Source organism: Ferrimonas senticii DSM 18821, from assembly GCF_000422665.1.
In the GTDB taxonomy this organism is placed as follows: domain Bacteria; phylum Pseudomonadota; class Gammaproteobacteria; order Enterobacterales; family Shewanellaceae; genus Ferrimonas; species Ferrimonas senticii.
Map to the genome: position 1 here is coordinate 107,646 of NZ_AUGM01000004.1, position 25,042 is coordinate 132,687.

The 25,042-nt window shown below is 55.6% G+C and carries 26 protein-coding genes; 15 read left to right on the top strand and 11 right to left on the bottom strand.

The window, feature by feature from the left end; genetic code table 11:
* The first annotated feature begins 6 nt into the window (after nt 1–6).
* From mutL to rlmB, 11 genes are all read left to right on the top strand, one after another.
* Nucleotides 7–1,884: a DNA mismatch repair endonuclease MutL gene (mutL, locus tag G506_RS0104095; RefSeq protein ID WP_028115765.1), complete on the top strand. Its 1,878-nt coding sequence runs from the start codon at nt 7–9 to the stop codon at nt 1,882–1,884.
* Nucleotides 1,877–2,806 carry a tRNA (adenosine(37)-N6)-dimethylallyltransferase MiaA gene (gene miaA / locus G506_RS0104100; RefSeq protein WP_028115766.1) on the top strand — a complete coding sequence of 310 codons (930 nt, stop codon included), beginning with the start codon at nt 1,877–1,879 and terminating at the stop codon, nt 2,804–2,806. The genes mutL and miaA overlap by 8 nt, the downstream gene beginning before the upstream one ends.
* A 93-nt stretch (nt 2,807–2,899) precedes the next feature.
* Entirely contained in the window at nt 2,900–3,163 is a 264-nt protein-coding gene (gene hfq, locus G506_RS0104105; RefSeq protein WP_028115767.1) for an RNA chaperone Hfq, read from the top strand.
* Nucleotides 3,164–3,194: 31 nt separating this feature from the next.
* A complete protein-coding gene (hflX, locus tag G506_RS0104110) occupies nt 3,195–4,481 on the top strand; it encodes a ribosome rescue GTPase HflX (protein ID WP_028115768.1) in 1,287 nt (428 codons plus the stop codon).
* A 54-nt stretch (nt 4,482–4,535) separates the two neighbouring features.
* On the top strand, nt 4,536–5,648 hold the full coding sequence (hflK, locus tag G506_RS0104115) for an FtsH protease activity modulator HflK (RefSeq protein WP_028115769.1): 1,113 nt from the start codon (nt 4,536–4,538) through the stop codon (nt 5,646–5,648).
* Between the two features lie 3 nt (nt 5,649–5,651).
* Nucleotides 5,652–6,533: a protease modulator HflC gene (gene hflC, locus G506_RS0104120; RefSeq protein ID WP_035387000.1), complete on the top strand. Its 882-nt coding sequence runs from the start codon at nt 5,652–5,654 to the stop codon at nt 6,531–6,533.
* A 157-nt stretch (nt 6,534–6,690) separates the two neighbouring features.
* Nucleotides 6,691–6,870 (top strand): DUF2065 domain-containing protein, encoded by a 180-nt coding sequence (locus tag G506_RS0104125; RefSeq protein WP_240473381.1) that lies wholly within the window; start codon nt 6,691–6,693, stop codon nt 6,868–6,870.
* A 56-nt stretch (nt 6,871–6,926) separates the two neighbouring features.
* Complete coding sequence (locus tag G506_RS0104130) at nt 6,927–8,222, top strand: adenylosuccinate synthase (RefSeq protein ID WP_028115772.1); 1,296 nt, start codon at nt 6,927–6,929, stop codon at nt 8,220–8,222.
* Between the two features lie 88 nt (nt 8,223–8,310).
* On the top strand, nt 8,311–8,931 hold the full coding sequence (locus tag G506_RS0104135; protein ID WP_028115773.1) for a tetratricopeptide repeat protein: 621 nt from the start codon (nt 8,311–8,313) through the stop codon (nt 8,929–8,931).
* Between the two features lie 130 nt (nt 8,932–9,061).
* Entirely contained in the window at nt 9,062–11,455 is a 2,394-nt protein-coding gene (gene rnr / locus G506_RS0104140; RefSeq protein ID WP_028115774.1) for a ribonuclease R, read from the top strand.
* A complete protein-coding gene (gene rlmB, locus G506_RS0104145; RefSeq protein WP_028115775.1) occupies nt 11,452–12,186 on the top strand; it encodes a 23S rRNA (guanosine(2251)-2'-O)-methyltransferase RlmB in 735 nt (244 codons plus the stop codon). The genes rnr and rlmB overlap by 4 nt, the downstream gene beginning before the upstream one ends.
* Before the next feature lie 90 nt (nt 12,187–12,276).
* Here rlmB and accC read toward each other — a convergent pair whose 3' ends face one another.
* From accC to G506_RS0104170, 5 genes are all read right to left on the bottom strand, one after another.
* Nucleotides 12,277–13,623 (bottom strand): acetyl-CoA carboxylase biotin carboxylase subunit, encoded by a 1,347-nt coding sequence (accC, locus tag G506_RS0104150; RefSeq protein WP_028115776.1) that lies wholly within the window; start codon nt 13,621–13,623, stop codon nt 12,277–12,279.
* 11 nt (nt 13,624–13,634) lie between these two features.
* Entirely contained in the window at nt 13,635–14,087 is a 453-nt protein-coding gene (accB, locus tag G506_RS0104155; protein ID WP_028115777.1) for an acetyl-CoA carboxylase biotin carboxyl carrier protein, read from the bottom strand.
* 8 nt (nt 14,088–14,095) lie between these two features.
* A complete protein-coding gene (aroQ, locus tag G506_RS0104160; protein ID WP_028115778.1) occupies nt 14,096–14,551 on the bottom strand; it encodes a type II 3-dehydroquinate dehydratase in 456 nt (151 codons plus the stop codon).
* A gap of 197 nt (nt 14,552–14,748) precedes the next feature.
* Complete coding sequence (gene arfB, locus G506_RS0104165; RefSeq protein WP_028115779.1) at nt 14,749–15,162, bottom strand: alternative ribosome rescue aminoacyl-tRNA hydrolase ArfB; 414 nt, start codon at nt 15,160–15,162, stop codon at nt 14,749–14,751.
* A gap of 32 nt (nt 15,163–15,194) precedes the next feature.
* A complete protein-coding gene (locus G506_RS0104170) occupies nt 15,195–15,551 on the bottom strand; it encodes a hypothetical protein (protein WP_156904783.1) in 357 nt (118 codons plus the stop codon).
* A 471-nt stretch (nt 15,552–16,022) separates the two neighbouring features.
* Between G506_RS0104170 and G506_RS18695 the strand changes: the two genes are divergently transcribed.
* The 3 genes from G506_RS18695 to G506_RS0104185 all read left to right on the top strand — a co-directional run bounded on the left by G506_RS18695 (nt 16,023) and on the right by G506_RS0104185 (nt 18,040).
* The gene (locus G506_RS18695) at nt 16,023–17,063 is read left to right on the top strand and encodes a patatin-like phospholipase domain-containing protein (protein ID WP_156904784.1); all 1,041 of its coding nucleotides are present in this window, start codon (nt 16,023–16,025) and stop codon (nt 17,061–17,063) included.
* A 98-nt stretch (nt 17,064–17,161) separates the two neighbouring features.
* On the top strand, nt 17,162–17,365 hold the full coding sequence (locus G506_RS0104180) for a DUF2061 domain-containing protein (RefSeq protein WP_028115781.1): 204 nt from the start codon (nt 17,162–17,164) through the stop codon (nt 17,363–17,365).
* 87 nt (nt 17,366–17,452) lie between these two features.
* On the top strand, nt 17,453–18,040 hold the full coding sequence (locus tag G506_RS0104185; RefSeq protein ID WP_028115782.1) for an LON peptidase substrate-binding domain-containing protein: 588 nt from the start codon (nt 17,453–17,455) through the stop codon (nt 18,038–18,040).
* Between the two features lie 86 nt (nt 18,041–18,126).
* Here G506_RS0104185 and G506_RS0104190 read toward each other — a convergent pair whose 3' ends face one another.
* The 6 genes from G506_RS0104190 to cutA form a co-directional block, all read right to left on the bottom strand.
* Nucleotides 18,127–19,353 carry an ABC transporter permease gene (locus tag G506_RS0104190; RefSeq protein WP_028115783.1) on the bottom strand — a complete coding sequence of 409 codons (1,227 nt, stop codon included), beginning with the start codon at nt 19,351–19,353 and terminating at the stop codon, nt 18,127–18,129.
* A complete protein-coding gene (locus G506_RS0104195; protein WP_028115784.1) occupies nt 19,353–20,036 on the bottom strand; it encodes an ABC transporter ATP-binding protein in 684 nt (227 codons plus the stop codon). The genes G506_RS0104190 and G506_RS0104195 overlap by 1 nt, the downstream gene beginning before the upstream one ends.
* Nucleotides 20,033–21,406: an efflux RND transporter periplasmic adaptor subunit gene (locus tag G506_RS18700; protein ID WP_051201887.1), complete on the bottom strand. Its 1,374-nt coding sequence runs from the start codon at nt 21,404–21,406 to the stop codon at nt 20,033–20,035. Before G506_RS18700 ends, G506_RS0104195 begins: the two co-directional genes overlap by 4 nt.
* A gap of 168 nt (nt 21,407–21,574) precedes the next feature.
* Nucleotides 21,575–21,988, bottom strand: a complete 414-nt coding sequence (locus G506_RS0104205; RefSeq protein ID WP_028115785.1) for a desulfoferrodoxin family protein — start codon at nt 21,986–21,988, stop codon at nt 21,575–21,577.
* A 182-nt stretch (nt 21,989–22,170) separates the two neighbouring features.
* Nucleotides 22,171–23,934 (bottom strand): protein-disulfide reductase DsbD, encoded by a 1,764-nt coding sequence (locus G506_RS0104210; protein WP_028115786.1) that lies wholly within the window; start codon nt 23,932–23,934, stop codon nt 22,171–22,173.
* 2 nt (nt 23,935–23,936) lie between these two features.
* Entirely contained in the window at nt 23,937–24,251 is a 315-nt protein-coding gene (cutA, locus tag G506_RS0104215; RefSeq protein WP_028115787.1) for a divalent-cation tolerance protein CutA, read from the bottom strand.
* A 210-nt stretch (nt 24,252–24,461) separates the two neighbouring features.
* Between cutA and G506_RS18705 the strand changes: the two genes are divergently transcribed.
* Nucleotides 24,462–25,031 (top strand): FxsA family protein, encoded by a 570-nt coding sequence (locus G506_RS18705; protein ID WP_276197521.1) that lies wholly within the window; start codon nt 24,462–24,464, stop codon nt 25,029–25,031.
* Nucleotides 25,032–25,042: the final 11 nt, after the last annotated feature.

Consider the following 25,042-nt stretch of genomic DNA (forward strand, 5'->3'; position numbering starts at 1 on the left):
AAGACTATGACCATTCAGATCTTACCGCCGCAGTTGGCTAACCAGATCGCGGCCGGTGAGGTGGTCGAACGCCCCGCATCGGTGCTCAAAGAGCTGGTGGAGAACTGCCTCGATGCGGGTGCCACCAAGGTTGAGATTGAGGTGGAGCGTGGCGGCAACAAATCGCTGGTGATCCGCGATAATGGCAAAGGCATCGCCAAAGACCAACTGGCGCTGGCACTGGCTCGCCATGCCACCTCGAAAGTAGCCACCCTAGAAGATCTGGAATCGATCTTAAGCTTCGGTTTTCGCGGCGAAGCGTTGGCGTCCATCAGCTCGGTAGCGCGCCTGACCTTAAGCTCTCGGGCTGAAGGTGCGACTGAGGCATGGCAAGCCTATGCTGAAGGCCGCGATATGGCGGTGCAGGTTAAACCGACCGCCCATCCGCAAGGCACCACCGTCGAGGTGGTCGATCTGTTTTTTAATACCCCCGCGCGGCGCCGTTTTTTGCGTGCCGATAAGACCGAGTTCACTCATCTGGAAGAGCAGCTGCGGCGGATCGCGTTGGCCAAAGAGAGCGTCCACTTTAGCCTGCGTCACAACGGCAAACTGGTGCGTCAGTATCGACCAGCCAGCAACGATCGGCAGCGGCAACAGCGGTTGGCATCCATCTGCGGCAGTGCCTTTGCTGAACGTGCGTTTACCCTACGCAGTAGCACCGATGAGCTGGCGCTGACCGGGTTCCTGGCGCTGGATGATGACAAAGCCAAGATCAGCGACGTGCAGTACTTCTACGTCAACGGTCGGGTGGTGCGTGATAAATTGGTCAATCATGCGGTTCGACAAGCGCTGGAGGAAGCCGGTGTCGCCCAAGCGGCGGGCTTTGTGCTTTATCTGGTGCTGGATCCCCATGAGGTTGACGTCAACGTTCATCCGGCCAAACACGAAGTGCGGTTTCATCAAGCGCGTTACGTCCACGACTTTATCCTAACCGCATTGAAGCAAGGGTTAGCCCAGCGGACGTCGCTGTTTTCAGAGGCAGAAGCACCGTCGACACAGCGGCAATTCAATGAACTGGGCGCTGTCTATCAGGCTCAGTCTCAGCAACTTGAGAACCGTAGCGACCACAACGCGGCTGTGGGCATGGCTCAGCAACCGGACTCATCCGGTTGGGGCGCTGACGCCAGCCGCAGCTATGCCAGCGACAGTCGTTATGCGCCTGCGGCAGGCTCCAGTTATTCAGGCAACGCCAGCAGCGGCGGTTATGGCTACGCGCCTAAACCGCTGCGGCCACAGGCTAACAGTTACGCACAGACCGCGGCGGTTAACGCTTATGGCCAGTTGCTGCAAACGCCAGTGCCGCCACTGACCGAGCAAGCGACTGCCGACGCCAATCAGTGGCGTTTACTTACCCAATTAGATCAGCAGTTGCTGCTGGGGAAAGGCAGCCAGTTGAAACTGCTGTCGCTGGCGAAGCTCAACGCTTATCAGCAAAAACAGGCATTGCTAAGCCGCTTACCGCAGGGACTCGTTGGTCAACCACTGCTGTTGCCCGTATCGCTGCCCGCTGACGTTAATTGGCTGGCGGTGATCGACCAACACAGCGGGCTGCTGCGCCGCCTTGGCATCGACATCAGTCAGCAGCATCAACGGTTGGTGCTAAAAACCGTGCCGGCGGTGCTGCGCCGTAGCGATTTGACTAAAGTGATCAGCGAACTGCTGCAGTGGTTGGAAGGCGATAGCCCATCCGACGAAGCGCTAGCGGCGTGGCTGAGTGGCTTTAGCGACGTGGGCGACGGTGCCAGCCAACTGTGGCAGCAACTTAATTCAACCCAGCAGGACGCACTGATGGCCCAAGCCATCGATTTGCCATGGCAGGCTTATCTGGAGCAAACCCATGAGTAACGATCCGCGCCCATTGGCGCTGTGCATTATGGGGCCGACCGCCTCTGGCAAAACCGATTTGGCGATTGCCTTGCGTCAGCACCTGCCGGTGGAGTTGATCAGTGTCGATTCGGCGCTGATCTACCGTGGCATGGATATCGGCAGCGCTAAGCCCTCGGCCGCCGAGCAAGCGGCAGCGCCGCATCGGTTGATCGATATTCTCGATCCGGCTGAGAGTTACTCGGCCGCCGATTTTGTTGCCGACGCCGAGCGGGAAATGGCCGCCATTACCGCCCAAGGTAAAATTCCGTTGCTGGTTGGCGGCACCATGATGTACTTCAAGTCGTTGATTGAAGGGTTATCGCCACTGCCATCGGCCAATCCGGAGATCCGCGCACAAATTGAAGCTGAGGCTAAGTCCGACGGTTGGCAAACGCTGCATCAGCAGTTAGCCGAGATCGATCCGGTCTCGGCGGCGCGCATTCACCCCAATGATCCGCAGCGGCTGTTGCGGGCGCTTGAGGTCTATCGCATCAGCGGTAAGTCGATGACCGAACTGACTCAGGTTAAAGGTCAGCAGAGCCAATATCGATTTGCTCAGTTTGCTATCGCTCCGGCTGAACGAGCAGTACTGCATCAGCGCATTGAGCAACGCTTTATGCAGATGTTGCAGCAGCCGTTTGAACAAGAGGTGCAAGCGCTGATTGACCGCGGTGATCTGCATCCGGAACTTCCGTCGATCCGTTGTGTCGGATATCGACAGATGTGGTCGTACCTGCATGGGCAAGTGGATCGCGCTACCATGATCGCCCAAGGCGTTGCCGCGACCCGGCAATTAGCGAAGCGACAGCTGACTTGGCTGCGCGGTTGGCCAGAGCTAACTTGGCTCGATTCCAACGACCTTGATAATGTAGACAAGGTGTTGAGAAAATTAGCAATATAGTGTTGCCTAGGCTATAAAAAGACTAGCGCAGTGATGCGCTAATCGCCGACAATATACTGTTCAAATCAAATTACAATTTTAAAGGAAAACAGAATGGCTAAGGGGCAATCTCTCCAAGACCCGTTTTTGAATGCGTTACGTCGTGAACGTGTTCCCGTTTCAATCTATTTAGTTAACGGTATTAAGCTTCAGGGTCAGATCGAATCATTCGATCAATTCGTTATTCTGCTGAAAAACACCGTAAGCCAAATGGTTTACAAGCACGCTATCTCTACCGTGGTTCCTGGTCGCCCATTTAACATGAGCAATCACACCGGTGCTGGCCATCAGGTAGACAGCGGCGATACCCCGGCTTAACTGCCCTCGCAATCATTAGGAGCAAGTCTGCTTGTTTGAGAGGTATGAAGCAGGCGAACGCGCTGTACTGGTTCACATCGACTTCAGTCGAGAAGGTGAACGAGAGGATTTCGACGAGCTGCGCTTACTTGCCAGCTCGGCCGGAGTTCAAGCCTGCGGTGAGATCACCGGAAAGCGTTCCAGTCCCCATCCTAAATATTTCTGCGGTACCGGTAAGGCCGAAGAGATTGCCCATCTGGTGCGCGCTGTCGAAGCTGACATCGTCATCTTTAACCACGCCCTAACTCCAGCGCAAGAGCGTAATATCGAACAGATCTGCGAGTGTCGCGTGCTCGACCGCACCGGCTTGATCCTCGATATTTTTGCCCAACGTGCTCGCACCCACGAAGGTAAGTTGCAGGTGGAATTGGCGCAGTTGCGTTATATCTCTACCCGTCTGATCCGTGGTTGGACCCACTTGGAACGCCAAAAAGGCGGTATCGGCTTGCGTGGGCCTGGCGAAACCCAGCTCGAAAGCGATCGTCGTTTGGTGCGCGAACGCATCAAAACCATTTTGAAGCGACTGGAAAAGGTGGCCAAACAGCGTGAGCAGGGGCGTCGTGCTCGGCAGCGCCGTGAAGTGCCAACGGTATCGTTGGTGGGTTACACCAACGCCGGCAAATCAACCCTGTTTAATCGCATCACCGCAGCGGGTGTATACGCCGAAGATCAATTGTTTGCCACCTTGGATCCAACCCTGCGCCGCATCGACGTCAACCAAGTTGGACCGACGATTCTGGCGGACACCGTTGGTTTTATTCGCCATCTGCCGCACGATCTAGTCGCGGCCTTCAAAGGCACGCTGACTGAAACTCGCGAAGCGGATCTGCTGCTGCATGTGGTTGATTGCGCCGATGATCGCTGCGCGGAAAACATCGAATCGGTCAACGAGGTGTTAGCGGAGATCGAAGCCGACGAGATCCCAGTGCTGCTGGTGTACAACAAAATCGATAATCTCGATGACGCGGTTGCCCGTATTGATCGTAACGATCAAGGGGTACCAGTGCGGGTGTGGCTAAGCGCCAGAGCCGATGTCGGTATCGAACTGTTGTTTGAAGCGCTAACCGAACTGCTCGGCCAAGCGATTGCTGATCTGACTTTGGTGTTGCCGCCGGCGGAGAGCCGCTGGGTCGCCAAGTTACACGAACTGAATGCGGTTCAGCAGGTCGAATACGACGAGCAGGGACAGACGGTGGTACAGGTGAAGCTGCCCGAACGCGATTGGCAGCGATTACTGAAGGCTTCCGAGGGACGCCTGCATCACTTTATCCGCGAGTAATTGGCTGATAAATTAGCTAGAGTTACCAAAACCTTCCAAATGATGGAGCTGTAAATGGCCTGGAACGAGCCTGGCAATCAAGGCAAAGATCCCTGGGGAAACAGGGGCGGCAAGAATCAGGGTCCACCTGATCTGGACGAGGTGTTTCGTAAGCTCGCCAACCGTTTCGGCGGTGGCGGCGGCAAGTTTAGTGGCGTGGGCGTCGGCCTAGTGCTGGCTGGTGCCGTGGTCGCATACGGCTTGGCGGGTTTGTACAAGATTGAAGAGGCTGAGCGTGGCGTAGTGCTGCGTTTTGGTCAATTTGAAGGGATTGTTGGCCCAGGTCTGGGGATCCGCCCACCGCTGGTCGACAAGATCTACCCGGTTAACATTGAACGGGTTAACCGTTTGAACGCCTCTGGCTTGATGCTAACTAAAGATGAAAACGTGGTGACCGTGCAGATGGAGGTGCAGTACCGCATCCAAGATCCGCGCAAGTACCTGTTTAACGTAGCAAGTCCGGACCAAACCCTGAGCGAAGCCCTCGACAGTGCGATGCGCTACGTGATCGGTCACACCACCATGGATAACATCCTAACCGTGGGCCGTGAAGAGGTGCGTCAAAACACTTGGGAAGAGCTTGACGGCATCATCACCCCGTACGATATGGGGATTCAGATCGTCGACGTGGCCTTTAAAGAAGCCCGTCCACCTGAAGAGGTTAAACCGGCGTTTGATGACGTAATTGCGGCTCGTGAGGATGAGGAGCGTTACGTTCAAGAAGCGACCGCCTATTCTCGTCAGGTAGAGCCACAAGCTCGTGGTCAAGCGGAGCGTGTGCTTAAAGAGGCGGATGCCTACAAGCAGCGCGTGGTGTTGGAAGCTCGTGGTGAAGTGGAACGCTTTAACCAACTGCTGCCGCAGTATGAAGCGGCGCCAGAGGTAACTCGTGAGCGTCTGTATCTGGAAACCATGGAACAGGTGTACTCCAATACCTCCAAGGTGATGATCGATAACGACGGTGGCTCGATGTTCTATCTGCCGCTGGATAAGATTATCCAAGGCCAGAGTGCAACGCAGTCACAGCCGGCGGCAACAGTGCCAAGCAACAATAATAACCGAACCATTCGCACCCCAGTGAATGATCCGATCAACAGCCGTATCAGCGGTCGTCAAGGGAGAAACTAAGCCGTGAACGTTCGTACCTTAGTCATCCTATTCGTGGCCGCCGTGGTTGCCCTTTCTTCGCTGTTTGTGGTGGAAGAGGGCGAGCGAGCCATCGTTAAACGTTTCGGTAAGATCAACAAAGACGCTGAAGATAAGACCGTGGTTTATGCCCCAGGTCTGCACTTCAAAGTGCCATTTATCGATCAGGTTAGCTCGCTTAATGCGCGGATCCTGACCTTGGATGCGCCAGCGGATCGCTTTGTGACTTCCGAGCAAAAAGATGTGATCGTCGATTCCTTCGTGAAGTGGCGCATCATCGATTTCGGTCGTTACTACCTGGCGACTCAGCAGGGTAACCAGTTGTTTGCTGAATCTTTGCTGCAATCGAAGATCAACAACGCCCTGCGGGCTGAGTTTGGTAGCCGTACTATCAAAGAGATCGTCTCTGGCAGCCGCGATGAACTGCAGCGCGAAGCTTTGGATGCGACCGCGAAAGACGCCGCTGAGATTGGTGTGGCCTTGGTCGATGTGCGAGTGAAGCAGATCAACCTGCCGCCGGAAGTGTCGGAGTTCATCTACAACCGGATGCGTGCTGAGCGTGAAGCGGTGGCTCGTAAGCACCGCTCTGAAGGTCAAGAGCAAGCTGAGATCATTCGCGCCGGCGCGGATGCCAAGGTGACTCTGACCCTGGCGGAAGCCGAGCGTCAGTCGCGGGCTCTGCGTGGTCAAGGCGATGCGCAAGCAGCCAAGATCTATGCTGACTCTTATGGTCAGAATCCAGAGTTCTACAGCTTGCTGCGCTCTTTGGACGCTTACCGCGCTTCATTCACCAGTAAGGAAGACGTATTGGTCGTTTCACCGGATTCAGAGTTCTTCCAATACATGAAAAGCAATGCCGTGAACTAGGATAGAATCCTCCGGCAAAGCCCAACGCTCTGCGTTGGGCTTTTTTATTGCGTGAATTTTGGCGATACCCATTGCTCTCAGCGTCATTGAGTCAGTCTGATAACTGGCGATAATGGCGGGATTGTGGGTGTAATCGGTATCGCAAATGGAAATCGCAATGTTGGTCTTGGCCGGCGTGATGTTGGTCGAGGGCCTTGGCCCGTTGTTGTTGCCCAAGCAGTGGCAACGGGTGATGTCAGAGATGGCACATCAATCGCCAGAATCGTTACGACGCCTTGGCGGCTGCTTAGTTAGCGCCGCGGTGGTGCTGATTTGGATTTTTTCCGGTGCGGCATAAAACCAGTCAGTGGATTCTGGTAGAATCCTTTTTTAACCAGAAAGTGTGAACATCAAATGGGCAAAAATGTAGTAGTTCTGGGAACTCAGTGGGGCGACGAAGGTAAAGGTAAGGTTGTTGACCTGCTGACCGATCAAGCTAGCTATGTAGTTCGTTACCAGGGCGGTCACAATGCTGGCCATACTCTAGTAATCAACGGCGAAAAGACCGTATTACACCTCATCCCATCAGGGATCCTACGCGACAACGTTAAGTGCATCATCGGCAACGGCGTGGTGCTGTCTCCAGAAGCGCTGAAAAAAGAGCTGACCATGCTGAAAGAGCGTGGCGTGCCAGTTGAACAGCGTCTGGTGATCTCTGAAGCCTGTCCACTGATCCTGCCTTACCACGTTGCCATCGATCAGGCTCGTGAGCGTGCTCGCGGCAACGCCGCCATCGGCACCACCGGTCGCGGTATTGGTCCAGCTTACGAAGACAAAGTGGCTCGTCGTGCCCTGCGCGTTGGCGATCTGCTGGATGCAGAGCGTTTTGCCACCAAGCTGAAAGAAGTGATGGCGTACTACAACTTCATGCTGCGTGAATACCACCAGACTGAAGAAGTGGACTTCGACACCGTACTGGCGGATTCGCTGGAACTGGCTGAACTGATGCGTCCGATGATCGTTGACGTTGCCGATCTGCTGGATAAAGCCCGCAAAGCTGGCGAGCCAATCATGTTTGAAGGCGCTCAAGGCACCCTGCTGGACGTGGATCACGGCACCTACCCATACGTTACCTCCTCGAACACCACCGCTGGTGGCGTAGCGACGGGCTCTGGCTTTGGCCCGAACCACCTAGACTACGTACTGGGTATCGTTAAGGCCTACACCACCCGCGTTGGTGGCGGTCCATTCCCAACTGAACTGGATGACGAAGTGGGCAACCACTTGGGCACCAAAGGCCACGAGTTTGGCGCGACTACCGGCCGTAAGCGTCGTTGTGGCTGGCTGGACATCGTGGTGCTGCGCCGCGCAGTACAACTGAACGGCATGACCGGTATCTGTCTGACCAAACTGGACGTACTGGATGGTCTGGAAGAGCTGAAGATCTGTACCGGCTACCAGATGCCAAACGGCGAAATCCTGTCGGTACCACCGATGGACGCTGAAGGGTACGAAGCCGCAACTCCTGTATACGAAACCATGCCAGGTTGGTCCGACAACACCTTCGGTGTGGTTGAGCACGACCAACTGCCTAAGGCAGCACTGGATTACATCGCTCGTATCGAAGAGCTGCTGGAAGTGCCAGTGGACATCATCTCTACCGGTCCAGACCGCGTTGAGACCATGATCCTGCGCCACCCATTCGCTTAAGCGGATCGGATGTGGTAACTACGGGGCCTGCGGGCCCCGTTTGCGTATCTGCTATAAAGTTCTCACCCGCGCTGCCGATAACTTTGCTATGAAACGATGGTCTTTGATCGTTGCGGCATGGCTACTGGCCCCCGTGACCCAAGCGGCACCCATTCAAGCGGTAGATATCTATCCGCAGGATCTGCTGCTGCAGATGCTGCGAGACAACACTCACCTTAAGCGGGTGCGCGCCGATGACTGCCAGCTGCTGCAAGATATTGAAGCCCGAGCGGCGGTACTGAAAGTGCCGGCCTATCAAATGTTGTGGGCCGATATGCTGTTGTATGGGGTGTGCACCAACAAAGACGTTGAACAGGGCTGGCTATACCTCAATCGCGCTGCCGAGCAAGGGTTGGCGGACGCCATCGAACAGATCGGCCGCTATCATCTGCAAGGCAAGTTTGTGGTGACCGACGAAGCCTATGGCTTGCGGATGCTGCATACGGCCGCGTCGCTCGGTCATCAACGGGCGCTGTTGGCGGTGGCCGACTACTACGGTCAAGGCCGTGGCAGTGCGCTGGATTACCCCGCCGTGTACCAATGGCTGCACCAAGCCAAATTTGCCAATGACGCCGAGCGCGCCCGCGCCGAGCGCCTAAAAAATCAGTTGGCGTTGCAACTGCCGCCAAGCCTGCGGGAGCAGACCCGTCGCAGCGTATTGATGCGCTGACACTCGCTGGTGGCGATCGCGCTAGTAAAACTTAGAACTAGCGCAACTATTTCCGCGTCAGATCGCGAATTCCGTTATACTTTCCGCAACTTCTACTTCTGACCTTTATGGTTCCTCAATTGGTCTTTCTATGACTCAAGATCCCCACTTTGGCCGCGAGGCTGAAAAGTACGATAACCCCATCGCCAGTCGCGAATTCATTCTGCAGTTTATGCAGCAGCAACCGGCGCCGGTGGCGCGGGAAGAGTTAGCGGCCCACTTTGCCATTGTTGGCGATCAATACATCGCACTGACCCGCCGCTTACGAGCGATGGAGCGGGACGGTCAGATTGTTTACACCCGCAAAGGCCGCTACGGCCTGCCAGAGCGGATGGATCTGATCACCGGTACCGTGCTTGGCCACCGCGATGGCTTTGGTTTCTTCCGTCCGGACGACGGCGGCGACGATCTGTACCTGCCAGAACAGGCGATGTTCTCAGTCCTGCACGGCGACCGCGTGATGGCGCAGCTTGAACAAGGCGACCGTCGTGGGCGTAAGAGTGCCCGCATCGTTCGCGTGGTTGAACCGCGTAACCCGATGATCGTTGGCCGTTACTTCTCCGATCATGGCATCGGCTACGTGATCCCAGACGACAGCCGTTTGTCGCAAGACATTCTGATCCCAGCCGAAGGCCGCAACGGTGCCCGCGAAGGCCAAGTGGTGGTGGTTGAGCTGGTAAAACGTCCGGCGCCGCACACCCACGCCATCGGTAAAGTTGCTGAAGTGCTAGGTAACGAGATGGATCCGGGCATGGAGATCGAGATGGCGCTGCGTAGCCACGATCTGCCGCACGTGTTTGGCGACAAGGTGCTGACTGAGTGCGCTGCCATCCACGAAGAGGTGCTGGAGGCGGACAAACAGGGCCGTCGCGATCTGCGTAAGCTGCCGCTGGTAACCATCGACGGCGAAGACGCCCGTGACTTTGACGACGCGGTGTTTGCCGAGCGCAAAAAGAGCGGCGGCTGGCGCTTGTACGTGGCGATCGCCGACGTGTCGCATTACGTTCGCCCAGGCATGGCACTGGACAGCGAAGCTCGCGCTCGTGGTAACTCGGTGTACTTCCCGGCGCAAGTGATCCCGATGCTGCCAGAGAAGCTGTCTAACGGCCTGTGTTCACTGAACCCGCACGTAGACCGCCTCTGTATGGTGGCGGAGATGACCATCTCTGAAGCCGGTAAGCTGTCGGGCTACCAGTTCTACCCAGCGGTGATGCACTCCCACGCTCGTTTGACCTACACCAAGGTAGCGAAAATCCTCGATGGCGACGGTGCCCTCAGCGAAGAATACGCCGAGCAACTGCCGCACCTATTTGAACTGCACGAACTGTACCAAGCGTTGGATAATGCTCGTCAGCAGCGCGGTGCACTGGTGCTGGAGTCAGAAGAGACGCAGTTTATCTTTAACGAGCAACGTCGCATCGAACGCATCGAACCGCGCGCCCGTAACGTCGCGCATAAGATGATTGAAGAGTGCATGATCCTCGCCAACGTCGCGGCCGGTAAGTTCGTTAAGAAACACCAAGGCGAAGTGCTGTACCGTGTCCACGAAGGCCCTAGCGAGCAAAAGCTGCTGACTCTGCGTGACTTCTTGAAGCAGCAAGGTCTGGAGCTGGGCGGTGGCAGCGAGCCAAGTCCACTGGATGTGCAGAAACTGCTGCTGGAAACCAAAGATCGTGGTGATGCGGAGCTGATCCAAACCATGGTGCTGCGCTCGATGAAGCAGGCAGTTTACAGCGCCGATAACATCGGTCACTTCGGCTTGGCGCTGGGCAGCTACGCCCACTTCACCTCGCCAATTCGTCGTTACCCGGATCTGATCCTGCATCGGGTGATCCGCTTCCTGTCGGCCAAACAGGCGCAGCCAGAGCTGGCCACCGGCAAGCTGCAAAGCGACGGCGGCTATGGTTACGACGAGCAAGCGTTGGCTGAGCTCGGCGAACACACCTCGATGACGGAGCGCCGTGCCGATGACGCCAGCCGCGATGTCTCCGACTGGCTCAAGTGCGAGTTTATGCTGGATCACGTTGGCGACGACTTTGAAGCAGTCGTCAGTGGCGTCACCAGCTTTGGTTTGTTCGTACGCTTGAAGCGTTACCACATCGATGGTCTAGTGCACATCTCCAGCCTGGCCAACGACTACTACCACTACGATCCACTGCGCCAAGCATTGGTTGGCGAAGCCAGCGGTAAACGCTACCGTTTGGGCGATGAAGTGGAAGTGAAAGTGATGGCGGTGAAACTGGATGACCGTCAGATCGACTTGGCGCTGCTTGATGGTGGCCGCGCAGTCACTAAACGCAAAGGCAGCGGTAAGTCCAAAGCGGGCTCTGGTGTGTTGCGTAGCGGCAAGGACGCGCCGCGGAAACCGGCCGCTAAAGGCGGTTATAAGGGCGATGCCAAAGGCAAAGCCGACTCCAAATCTAAGGCCAGCCGCAGCGGCGACAGCAAGCGCGGTGGCAGTAACAAACGGAAAAAGCGTTCATGAAACATGAAATGGTGTTTGGTCTGCATGCCGTCGAGGCACTGTTGCAGCGCCAACCAGAGCGAGTAAAAGAGCTGTGGCTGTTAAAAGGTCGCGAAGATGAACGCCTGCAAAGCATCATCAGCTTGGCTGACGCCTTTGGCTTAAAGCCGCAGCTGACCAGCCGTAAGGTTCTGGATGACAAAGCAGAATCACCACAGCACCAAGGTGTGGTGGCCCGTGCGGTTGCCGAGCCAGTAAAAGGCGAGAATGAACTGGCCGAGCTGCTGGATAACGTCGAGGTGCCGCTGCTGTTGGTACTGGATGGGGTTACCGATCCGCACAACTTGGGTGCTTGCATTCGTAGCGCCGACGCCGCTGGCGTGCATGGGGTGATCGTGCCGCGGGATCGCAGCGCTGGTCTGGGCCCAATCGTACGTAAAGTGGCGGTGGGCGCAGCGGAAACCATGCCGCTGTTCCAAGTGACTAACTTGGCTCGCACCCTGCGTACTCTGCAAGAGCGCGGCGTGTGGATTGTCGGCGCCGCCGGTGAAGCGACCCATACCCTGTATGACGCCAAACTGACTGGAGCGCTGGCGGTGGTGATGGGCGCCGAAGGCAAAGGCCTGCGTCGCCTGACTCGCGAAGTCTGTGACGATCTGATCAGCATCCCAATGGCCGGAGAGGTGTCCAGCCTAAATGTATCGGTAGCCACTGGGATCTGTTTGTTCGAAGCCGTTCGTCAACGTCGCTGAACGCAGTCATACGATTGCAAATGATGTAAAAAATGCAGCCCGAGGGCTGCATTTTTTGTATCCGTTGACCGGTTGCTAGCAACGACGAGATTACTTCTCGTTTTCCAGCTTCTTCTCAAGATAGTGGATGTTGGTGCCACCATTTTGGAAGTGTTCGTCGGCCATGATCCGCTGCTGCAGTGGGGTGTTGGTCTTGATGCCATCCACTACCAGCTCACGCAGGGCGTTGCGCATCCGCGCAATCGCAATACCGCGGTTCTCACCGAAGGTGATCAGCTTGCCGATCATTGAATCGTAGTGCGGCGGTACGCTGTAGCCAGCATAGATATGGCTGTCCCAACGAATGCCCATACCACCTGGTGGGTGGAAATGTTCAATCTTGCCTGGTGATGGCATGAAGGTGTTCGGATCTTCGGCGTTAATACGACACTCAATCGCATGGCCGCGGATCTTCACATCGTCTTGGGTGATCGACAGCGGTTGGCCTGCGGCGATGCGCAGCTGCTCTTTGATCAGATCGATGCCAGTGACCATCTCGGTTACTGGGTGTTCTACCTGAATACGGGTGTTCATCTCGATAAAGTAGAACTCGCCGTTTTCAAACAGGAACTCGAAGGTACCAGCGCCACGGTAGCCAATTTCGATACAAGCACGCGCACAGCGCTCACCAATGGACTTACGCATTTCTGCGGTAATCCCCGGTGCTGGCGCTTCTTCGACCACTTTCTGGTGGCGGCGCTGCATCGAACAGTCACGTTCACCTAAGTGAATCGCATTGCCTTGGCCGTCGGCCAGCACTTGGACTTCGATATGGCGTGGGTTTTCTAGGAATTTTTCCATGTAAACCATGCTGTTACCGAAGAAGCTACCGGCTTCTGACTTGGTGATGGCGATCGCCTTCAGCAGTTCAGATTCGTTACGAACCACCCGCATGCCGCGACCACCACCGCCACCGGCGGCTTTGATGATCACCGGGTAGCCGATGCGCTTGGCGCACTGGATATTAAAGGCGTCGTCGTCGCCCAGCGGGCCGTCAGAGCCGGGTACGCAAGGTACACCGGCTTTTTTCATCGCTTCAATTGCCGCTACTTTATCGCCCATGATGCGGATGGTTTCCGCTTTCGGGCCGATAAAGATAAAGCCGCTTTTCTCTACCTGTTCGGCAAACTCGGCGTTCTCAGACAGAAAGCCGTAGCCTGGGTGGATGGCGATGGCGTCAGTTACCTCAGCAGCGGCGATGATTGCCGGTACATTCAGGTAGCTTTCCATTGCCGGTGCCTTACCGATACAGATGGTTTCGTCGGCCAGCAGTACGTGCTTCAGATCGCGGTCAGCGGTGGAGTGTACCGCTACGGTTTTGATCCCCAGTTCGCGACAGGCGCGCAGGATCCGCAGGGCAATCTCACCACGGTTGGCGATGACCACTTTATCCAACATGGTCGACTCCCTTATTCGATGATGAACAGTGGTTCGTCAAATTCGATTGGATCGCCGTTCTCTGGCAGGATCGCTTTGATTACACCCGCTTTGTCGGCTTCAATTTGGTTCATCATCTTCATCGCTTCGATGATGCACAGGGTATCGCCAACGTTAACGGTGTCGCCCACTTCCACAAACGGCTTAGCGCCTGGGGTGGCGGCACGGTAGAAGCTGCCGACCATTGGGCTGCGAACGTGGTGGCCAGCAGCAACGGCTGGTTCTGCGGCTGCGGTAGCAACCGGCGCGGCAGTGGCCACTGGTGCAACCGGTGCTGCTGTAGGGGCAACTACGGTGGTGGCGACTGGGGCAGCTGCGGTGGTCGCGGCGATACGTACGCTTTCTTCACCTTCGGTGATCTCCAGCTCAGCAATACCGGATTCCTGTACCAGTTCGATCAGTTTTTTAATCTTGCGAATGTCCATAGTGGCGCTTAATCCTGTGGTTTACGGTGCTCAATGTGGCGGCAGGCGGCATCAAAGGCGTATTGATAACCGTCACTGCCAAGGCCACAGATCACGCCCACGGCGACATCAGAGAAGTAACTGTGATGTCTAAATGGCTCTCTGCCGTGAACGTTGGAAAGATGGATCTCGATAAATGGGATGGCGACCCCCAGCAGCGCATCGCGCAGGGCAACGCTGGTGTGGGTAAACGCGGCAGGGTTGATCACAATAAAGTCAGCATCGCTGGCATGGATTGCGTCGATCAACTCCGCTTCGCTGTTGCTCTGCAGGTGCGACAGACGTACTGCGCGTTGCGCGGCGAGTTGCTGCAAGTTAGCGACAATGTCATCTAAGGTTACCGCGCCGTAAATGCCTGGTTCGCGGCGGCCTAACAGATTTAAGTTGGGACCATTAACCACAAAAATATGGGCAGGTTTCGGCATCTTGCAGCAATCCTCGGTTATTTTCGGTGACTTCGCGGTTAAGTTCCGAGAATCGCTAATTTTGCTCTCGAAAACCCACCATCCCTAGGTGGTCGGGTTATTATAACGACAACTTTTGGTTTAGCAGCACTTTACTGGTCTTATCACCGCATTTTAGCAGCAAGGTTTGTTTAAGCGCGGTTTTATTGTTCAGCCTGTTAATCGGGCTTGCGCCGCAATGCCTTGGTCTGACTGAGTTTCTTTTTGTTATCAACCCGACGTTTTTTCGAAGCTAGGGTGGGTTTGGTCGCCAACCGTTTTTTCGGCACCACCATCGCCGCCAGTAAAATCGCCTTTAGCCGTTCCAAAGCATCTTGGCGGTTTAGCTCTTGGCTGCGGTATTGCTGGGCTTTGATAATCAGTTTGCCGCTGGCAGTGAGATTCGCGTGGCCACGACTGAGCAGGCGCTGCTTGTAGATATCTGGCAGCGACGCTGAGTTTTTGACGTCAAAGATTAACTGGATAGCGCTGCTGGTTTTGTTGACGTGCTGGCCACCAGGACCGGAGGCGCGGATCATCTGCAGTTCCAGTTCAGCGGCCGCAATAGTGACGCGGTTAGAGACGATCAGCATAGGGGCGTATTGAGCAATTAAAGCGAATAGCACTATGGTACAGGCAATAAAAAAGCGACGCTAAAGCGTCGCTCTTTGAAACTGGTGTCGGCGTTACAGCAAGGCTTTATGCAGCGCCTGAGCATCGCTGTAGAACTTAGCGCTAACGCGACCGGTGCCGATACGGTGTATTCATTTTGCTCTGAGCTAATGATGTTGTTCTGTTCGAAGCGAACGGTCACGACCTGCTTACCAGCGCTTAGCTTGTGGCTGTCGGCGTAAGCGGGTACCGCTTGACCGTTGATCGCAGTAGCGAAGAAGCCATCACCCAATTGCAGTGAAGCGGCGGATGCAGTGGCGCTCATAAGTAGAGCCGTTGCAGCAGTAGCCAAAATAGTTTTAGTGCGCATGATGATTCTCCTTCCATTAGTTACAGCACTAGAAAGTCCATCTTCGGCAGGGCACCGAGATGTCCCCTGTAAACCCAATGACCCTTGTTATTGCCTTTATCAGTCATTTTAGAAGAGGCTCGTTTTGTGAGCTTCGTCACAGGTTGATTTAAGTTGTAACATCGGTTGTTAGCGAAGTGAACTCGGCAGCGACTGCAACTTTGGAAATTGTTGCTGAAAGTGGTGATTGTTTTGTGAGCAAGTTCACATTCAGGCTGGATGGCTAGCGGTGGCAACAAATGGCGGCAAAGCACGCCACAAGGCGGCTGAAAAAACAAAGTTCACCCTAAATTTTAACAAATTTGCCAGTTTTACTGTTGCTGGCTATCGATAAAAACGATTGTGAATTGGCTGCGGTTGACCGCTGATTGAAGCCGGTGATAAAAGGTTAAGCTGCTGAAATTAATTGTTAAAACTTAATGGAGAATGGCGGTGTTGCAGTTAGTGGTGGGGCAAGAGGCGAAGTATCAAATAGAGCGTCACGGCTTAATTCCGTCACTGTTTGATAAGTGGCTTGGTGCCAGTGGTGGGCCTAAATGGCTGCCGTTGGCGCCGTTAGAGCGACACTTAAGCCAACATTTTATTGGTCACAGCCAGCCGATGACGATGCTTGGTACCTCATCTGGGGCATGGCGCTGTACCACCTTGTGCCATCCAGAGCCGGAGCAAGCTCACCTGCGTCTACAGCAAGGTTATATTCATCAGTGGTATGCCCAAAAGCCGAGCCAAGCTGAAGTTGAGCGTCAATGCCGTGATCTGTTAGCTAAAGCGATCGCAGGGGCCGAGCCGCAGCAGCTGTTATCTCACCCCAATCGTCACCTTAATTTGATTGTCTGTCGTGGCAAGGGCATTGCGGCGAGTGAGCATCGTGGCGTAGCGACCTTGGCTGCGGCCTGCACTATGGCGTTAAACCTGCTTGGCCGCGAGCAATTGGGCTGGCTATGGCAGCGCTGGGTACTGCATGCCAAGGCGGATAGCCCCTTTATCGGCATGCGCGATCTGCTAACCCACAACACCCAATTGACCGCTGACGGTTTGCTGGACGCGATGTTGGCTACCGGGAGCATCCCGGTAGTGCTGCGAGGGGTTGCTGATCTGCCTAATACTGAACCGGGTTACTACTACGATGGCGGGGTCACCGATTACCACTTGGATCTGCCGGCACTGACTCAAGGTGGTTTAAGCCTGTATCCGCATTTCTATCCATATGCTGCGCCAGGTTGGTTTGATAAGTCGTTGCCATGGCGCCGCGCCAAGGGCAATTTCCGTAAGGTGGTGATGTTGGTACCAAGCGCCGAGTTTGTGGCGCAGTTACCCGACGGGCGGCTGCCGGATCGACATGATTTCGCCAAAATGGATAACGCCACCCGGATCGACCGCTGGCAGCGTTCCGTGGAACTGGGCGAGCAGTTGATCGATGCCTTTGAGCAGCTGCGGCAAGATCCGAGCAAAGCCATGATTACGCTGAAGTGACGTTGGTTTTTTAGATGACGCTGTTCGGCATTTTTAAGTTGATATGCAAATGATAATTGTTATCATTAAATCAACTTCCGAATGATATCGAGGCTCCCATGCTGAAAACCGCGACCTTTGCCGTAATGCATTTTTCTATCGCCTTTGCCGTGGCGTATCTGTTGACTGGCAGCGTGATGATTGGCGGCCTAGTGGCAATCGTTGAACCGGCGGTAAATACCGTTGGTTACTTTTTCCACGAGAAACTGTGGCGTCGTTTGGAGCAGCGAAAGTCTGCGCCAGCTCTCCTCACAACTGCTTAGACGCGAGCCGTTGAACACTAACTACACTTAGCTTTATGAAATGCGCGCCCGCAGTTGGGCGCGAGCGTCCTTTGTGTAGGAGGTGCCATGAATCGAGTCGACGCCGTATTGTTGCCCATCGACACGCCCGTGCTGCCAAAAGGCCGTAAGGCGCTAAAGATTGTTACCCCTGGGCAATTGCGCCGGCTGGCGGAGTGTTTGCAACATCCGCAGCCGTGGTTGGTGGTTTGCATGAACCGCGATGACGACAATCCGCTGCCGTGTTACCCATTGGCGACTCGGGTGGCGATCACCGATTTTTACAGTTTGGATGATGGCACCTTAACGGTGGTTGTTGAGGGTCAACAGAAGGTGCGGATCTCCGACGTTTGGGCGGAAGCCGATGGCGTTTGGATGGGCAAGGTGCTTCCAGTGCCGAATTGGCCACAGCGGCCATTGGAGCAAACCTACGAGATGGTCGGCACCGCGTTGGAACGGTTGTATGAGCAAGAGCCGAAACTTGGCGATCTCTATCCTAATCCCGATCTGCAAGACGCCAGTTGGATATCCCAGCGCTGGTTGGAAGTGCTACCGTTGATGGAGAAAGACAAGCAGATGCTGATGGCACAGCCGGATTGTCGCAAGACCATGCGTTATGTGCTGCAACTGATTATGTCCAAGCAGGAAGCGGAATAGCCCGATCTCCTTGCCACAGTCGCATTGCATCAGTGCGATAGCAAAAGAGCAGCCAATGAGCTGCTCTTTGTGGTTTTTTGGGGGGCTCACTCGTAACGGAGCGCTTCGATGGGATCGAGATTGGCGGCCTTGTAGGCCGGATAAAAGCCAAAGCCGACGCCGATCACCGCGGTGGCGGCAATGCTGATCAGCATGATGGTGGGCGACAGTGCCATACTGAAGCCAAATAAGTGCTCTAGTAGCAACAGCGCTGCTACTGACAACAGCAAGCCGATAATCGCGCCGACCAAACAGAGCACCACGCTTTCAATCAAAAACTGCCACAAGATGTGTTTGGGTTTGGCGCCAACCGCCATCCGCAGGCCAATTTCGCGGGTGCGCTCGGTGACGCTGACCAGCATGATGTTCATCACCCCGATGCCGCCGACCAGCAACGACACCGCCGCCACCCCAGCCAGCAAGCTGGCAAATACCTTGTTGGCGTTGGCGCGAGTCGCCAACATCGCCGACAGATCCATCACCGAGAACGGGTTCGGTTGATCGGCACCGATGCGATGACGTTGCGCCAGCAGGCGCTCAAGCTCGTCACTAACGTAAGCCATATCGTCGGCGGCAATCACAGACACCACCAGCAGTTTGACCCGATTAATGTCGCTGCCGCTAAAACCGATAACGCGGCGGTTGGCGGTGGTGAGTGGCATGATCAAGGTGTCGTCTTGGTCGCTGCCGCGCATATCTTGGCCTTTGGCTTTGAGCAAGCCGATGATCTGCAGCGGCACCCGATTGACGCGGATGGTTTGACCGACGGCCAACTCTGGATCGCCGAACAGTTCGGTGGCGACGGTACGGCCAATGAGGGTCACCTTAGCGGCACTTTTCAGTTCGCTTTCGCTAAAGGGACGGCCCAGTTCCAGTTGGTGATTATTGGCAATTAACAGATCGGTATTGCCGCCTTCAATTGAGGTATTCCAGTTCTGATTGCCCCAAACCGCTTGGGCTTGGCCACGAACCGAGGCGCCAACCGCGGCGATCTCCGGCAGTTCTCGGCGAATGGCATCGGCGTCGGCCAGAGTTAGCTTATTGACGCTGCCGGCCGCGCCTTGCACGCCGGTGTTGCTGACTGCACTGGTGCGCACCATCAATAGGTTGGTCCCTAGACTGGCGATCTGTTTATCCACTTCACGTTGCGCGCCTTCACCAAGGGCAAACATGATCACCACGGCACTGATGCCGATGATGATCCCAAGGGTGGTTAAGATTGAGCGCAGTAAGTTACGCCGCAGCGATAACAGCGCGGTTTCAATTAAGATCATCAGCTTGCCTCCGGCAACTGCAGTTGGCCATCGCGAACGGTGATGATCCGATCCGCTTGGGCGGCGACCTCGGCTTCATGGGTGACCAGCACCACGGTGTGGCCGCGTTGATTGAGCTGGCGAAACAGCGCCATGATCTCCGCCGAGGTTTTGCTGTCGAGCGCGCCGGTCGGTTCGTCTGCCAGCAAAATATCTGGGCGGTTGATCAGCGCTCGGGCAATCGCCACCCGTTGCTGCTGCCCCCCAGAAAGTTGGCTCGGGTGGTTTTGCAGCTTGTCCGCCAATCCCACCAGTTCCAAGCATTCGCGGGCCCGTTGTTCGGCGTCGTTAAGCCGTTGCTCGGCATACATCAGCGGCATCTTGACGTTATCCAAGGCTGAGGTTCGCGGCAGCAGATGAAACTGCTGAAACACAAAGCCGATATGATCCCGTCGTAGGGTCGCCAACTGATTGCGATCCATGCCGCTGGTGGCGGTGCCAAGAATCGACAGCTCACCAGCCTCGGCGGTCATCAGGCAGCCAATCAGGTTCATTAAGGTCGATTTGCCTGAGCCAGAGGGGCCGATGATCGCCACCATCTCCCCCCGCTCAATGGTCAGGTTGATGTCATTCAGCACCTGAAATCGTTCACCGGCCATCGGAAAGCTGTGGCTGATGGCGCGGCACTCGATGGCGGCGGTCATGACTTCACCTGTTTGATCTGGGTGATCACTTCGGTGCCGGTTAAATCTGGTGCCAAGATGGCGGTGTAGTCGTTATCCGCCAGCCCTAATTGCACCTCGACAATCTGCGGTTGGCCATCTTTAAGCAGCTGCAACTGGCCTAACTTCAGCTCGCCCCGTTGCAACTGTTGATAACGGTGCAACTGCTCTGGCGTCAGCACTTCGGCGGTCAGTTGCTCCATTCGTTGTTTCATCTGGGCACGGCCACCTTTAGCCATCGGATTGCCCGGTTGCGGCATGCCATCCCGCAGGTCTTGCTGTTGCTGCTCTGATAATCCGAGCTGCTCGGCGAACGCTAATGGCCCCCGGGCTTTGCCTTTGGCATCGCTGCTGGTGCTGCGGGCGGTTAAGCGCAGGGCGCTGTTGGGCACGCGCTGAATGCCGGCCAGATTATCAATCTGAATATCGAGATTGGCGGTCATCCCCGGCAGCAGCTGGTTGGCGGGATTATTGGCATTGATGATCACGGTGTAGCTGATCACCCCAGAATTGGACTGCGGCGCACGGCGGATCTGACTCACTTGGCCACGAAACGGTTGGTCAGGGAAGGCATCAACGGTGAAGTTGACCCGCTGTTTTAAGGCGATTTGGCCGATGTCGGACTCATCGATGTAGGCTTCGATCTCCATCTGGGCTAAGTCTTTGGCCAAGGTAAACAGCTCTGGGGTGTTGTAACTGGAGGCCACGGTTTGCCCGGCTTCGATGGTGCGGTCAATTACGAAACCGCTGATAGGGGCGCGGATCTCGGTGCGGTCCAGTTGGATTTGCGCTTGCTGCAAGCTGGCCAGATTACTGGCTTTGGTGGCGGCCAGTGCCTGCAACTGCGCTTGTGCCTGTTGCAGTAGTAGTTGCTGTTGTCCCAGGCTGGTGGCCAGCTGATCCAGCTCTTCTTCGGAAATGTTATTGCTGCGCTTAAGGCCCTCGCCACGGCTGAGATCGCGCTCGGCCTTGGCCAAGTCCAACTTGGCTTGGTCGATGCTGATCGCTTGTAAGGCGATGTCGGCCTCGGTCCGTTGCAGTTGTGCTTGCGCTTGCGCTACTTGGGCAGCAAAAGTGCGATCGTCGATTTTCGCCAGCAGTTGGTTTTGGCTGACGCTGTCATTGAAATCCACCAGCACTTCGGTGATTTGACCGGACAGTTGCGAGCCGACGACGACGTCATCAACCGCCGCTAAGGTGCCGGTGGCGCTGACGCTTTTATTGATGCTGCCGCGCTCGATGGTGGCGGTACGGTATTCAAATTGGGCGGTGGCTTGAGTCGGGCGGCTTTGTTGCCATGCCAGCGCGGCTACGGCGCTCAGCACGATGCCTGCAACAAGGGTCTTTTTCATAGGAACAGCTCGGACAGAAACAGTAGAGCTATTGTGCGCTGTCGGGTTTCGGCGCTGAATCGACTTTGCAGAGATTTACTTTAAAGGGGGCTGGCGGTGAGTTTGGCTTAGGGCGGAGTGTCATCAGCGCCCCTTTAGCGCGATGGAACACGCTAAAGGGGCAGCGGATTAGGCGACAGCTTCGGCAACCCAAGCGTCGTGCAGGTTGCACAGGCTGACGGCGTAGATCTTGCCTTGGTAGCCTTTCAGATCGTGCTGAGACACCGGCTTGTCACCGTTTTTCAGGCTAAATACGGTTTCGCTTAGCAGCTCCATCTGTTCGTTAAACAGGGTGTGCTTAACGATGTAGTGGGCTTCGGTCATCGCATGTTTGGTGGTGACGGTCGCGATCCCCTTGGTGATTTCTACCTTCGGCAGGTGGCCGCCAGCCTTGCCCTGCCAGCGCCCTTGCTGCTCGGCGGTAAAGTACGCCATGCCGGCAAAATTAACGGTGTTGGCGTTGGTTGCCGCAGCCACTTGGCTTGGCAGCAATAGCGCAGCAGAGGAAACCGCACCCAGTTTAATGAAATCACGACGTTGCATCGATGGCCCTTGAATTAGTGGTTATTGGTCGGCTTTGAAGATAGATATTGTTGGCCGTGAATAATGCTAACTAACTCATGTAAAACGATTGATTTAGTTAGGCAAAATCGATTGTTCTGATGGGAATTTAAGATAAAAAAATCCCACCTTGCGGTGGGATTTGTGGCTCGAACCGGCGGGCTTTAGTTGGCTAACACTTTATCTAAGTGGGCGGCGAACTTGTCGGCATTCATAAAGCCGGTCACGCGCAGATTGCCAATTTCATTGCCGTCGGTGCCGAAGAACAGCAGCGTCGGCAGACCCAACACATCGTATTGCTCATAGAACTGGCTGGTGATGTCGTTGGTGTCGGTCAGATCCGCTTGCAGGATCACCATCTGATCGGTGCGCTCAACCACCTGCGGTGCTGGGAAGGTTTGGTGCTCAAACTCTTTACAGGAGACACACCAGTCGGCGTACAGATCCAGCATCACCGGTTTGCCGGCGGCGTTGGCTATGGCCACCTCTTCGCGCAGTTGTTCAACGGTATCGATGTAGACGAACTTCAGCTGTGCATGGGCGGTTACGTCATTATTGGTGACCGCTTGGATGCCGTAACCGGCGCTGCCCAGCAGGGCTACCGACAGCGCACCGTAACGCAGCCACTTCATGGAAGACTGCTGAGTTTTGCTGTTGGCCCACAACAGGTAGCCGAACATCGCCAGACCCAGCGCCGACCACGCCAGATTCAGCCACATGCCCGGCCAGATCCGCTCCAGCATCATCAAGCTGACCGACAGCAGCAGGAAGCCGAACACGTGTTTGATGGTTTCCATCCACGCGCCAGCCCGTGGCAGCAATTTACCGCCAGAGGTGCCGATCAGCAGCAGTGGCAGGCCCATCCCCAATGACAGCGCGTACAGGGCGCTACCGCCGACCACCAGATCACCGGATTGGGCGACGTAGATAAGTACCCCAGACAGCGGCGCGGTGGTGCATGGCGAGGCCACCAGGCCGGAGATCAGCCCCATCGCAAACACCCCAGCGAATGAGCCGCCTTGCTGTTTGTTTGAAGCGATGTTCAGTTTGGTCTGCATGCTGGTTGGCAGTTGCAGTTCATAGACGCCAAACATCGACAGTGACAGCGCCACAAACAGCACCGCCAGACCGATCAGCACCGTTGGGCTTTGCAGTACCGCTTGGTATTGGGCTCCGGCGGAAGCCACCACCAAACCCAGTGCGGTGTAGGTTAACGCCATCCCTTGGACATAGGTCATCGACAGCGCAAACGCTTTAGCACTGGAGATCTGCTTGCCGTGGCCTGCGATGATCCCGGTCAGGATTGGGTACATCGGGAACACACATGGGGTGAACGCCAATAGAATGCCCAGACCAAACAGGGTTGCCAGTACCAGCCACAGGTTTTCGCCGGCCAGCATCGCCGCGAAACCGTCTTGCTCGGTTTGGAATTCGGCGCTATCGGCTGCTGCTGGAACGGCTGTCGCCGCCGCAATCACACCATCGTTCGCCGCCACTTCGCTCAGTGGCACTTTGACCTTAGTTGGTGGGTAGCACAACACCTTATCCAAACAACCTTGGTAGGTGATGGTCAGCTCGGTACCGCTGTCGGCCTGTAGGATCGGCAGTTGCAGATTGGCATTGTTGAAGTACACCGGCAGATCACCGAAGAAATCATCGGTGTGGATGGTCGCTTCGGGGTAGACCATCTCGCCCACTTCAGCGTTGCCTTCAACCTCGACCTTAACCTTGAACTTGTCTTGGTAGAGGTAGTACTGGTCGCTGGCCATGGTGAAGTTCAACTGCAGCTGGTTACCCTGCTGATAGAAGTCGAATAGGTAAGCTTGTTCGACCGGTAAAATTTCCGGTTCATCCTTTAAAAAATCGAAATTGGCTAAGGCGCTGCTAGTGGTTAGCAGTAGCATCAGCGAAGTAAGCACTCTTTTCATAATCAGCAGTTTTGTTGTATCCATTCCAGATAGGGCTGATGTCCCCACTGCACTGGCAGGGCGAGCATCTCTGGCACTTCGTAAGGATGGTGTTGGCGTAGCCACTGTTCCACCATCGGTAACTGGGTGCTGCGGGTTTTGATCAGCAGTTGGGTTTCTTGCTCACGACACAACTGCCCCTGCCAGTGATACAGCGAAGTGATCCCCGGCAACAGGTTTACGCAGGCGACCAATTGTTGGTCTAGTAGGCCGCTGGCTAGCTGCTCGGCAACGCTGTCGTTGGGGCAGGTACACAACAGCACCACGGTGTTGGTCATCGTTACTAAAATTCCCGATAAGCGAGTTCAACTCACAATCTGAACATTCGGTCAGTGCCGCTGTCCAAACTGCATTGATGTGGCGCCACTGTACTGCAGATCCAAGCGTGGTACTTCGGATCGGATCCCAGTTCAGGGCGCAACTTGAAATCAGACCACCAAACCCCAATCTATGTTGCAATGGTTATGAAAAAAATGAGGTCGCCGTTCGTGTTTCCACTGTTTCTGTTGTTCGCGGTAATGCCAATTGTCGAGATCTACCTGTTGATGACGGTAGGTTCGGTGCTGGGGGCGCTTAATACTGTGGCCATCGTGCTGCTGACCGCCGCGCTGGGCGCGTCACTGGTGCGCAGCCAAGGGTTAAGTACCTTGATGAATGTGCAGCGCCGCCTGAATCAGGGCGAACTGCCGGGCATTGAGATCATGGAAGGGGTGTTGCTGGCGGTGGCCGGGGTACTGCTGGTAACCCCAGGCTTTGTGACCGATTTTATTGGTTTGCTGCTGCTGACCCCATTTACCCGCCGCTGGTTTGCCAAAGCGATGCTGGCGCGAGTACAAGTTAAAGCCGCCAATGGCAGTGCCGGTTTTGGGGCGACTTTTGGCCAAGGCGGGTTTAGCCAGGGTGGTTTTGGTCAAAGCCCATTCGAGCAAGACCCGTTTGCAGGACAAGGCGGCCGCACCTTCGATCATGAAGGGGACAGTCATGTTGCCGCTGGGCGAGACCGCCAACTGGGTAAAGACGACGATATCATCGACGCCGATTACCGCCGCAAGGATTGATGCTTAAACTA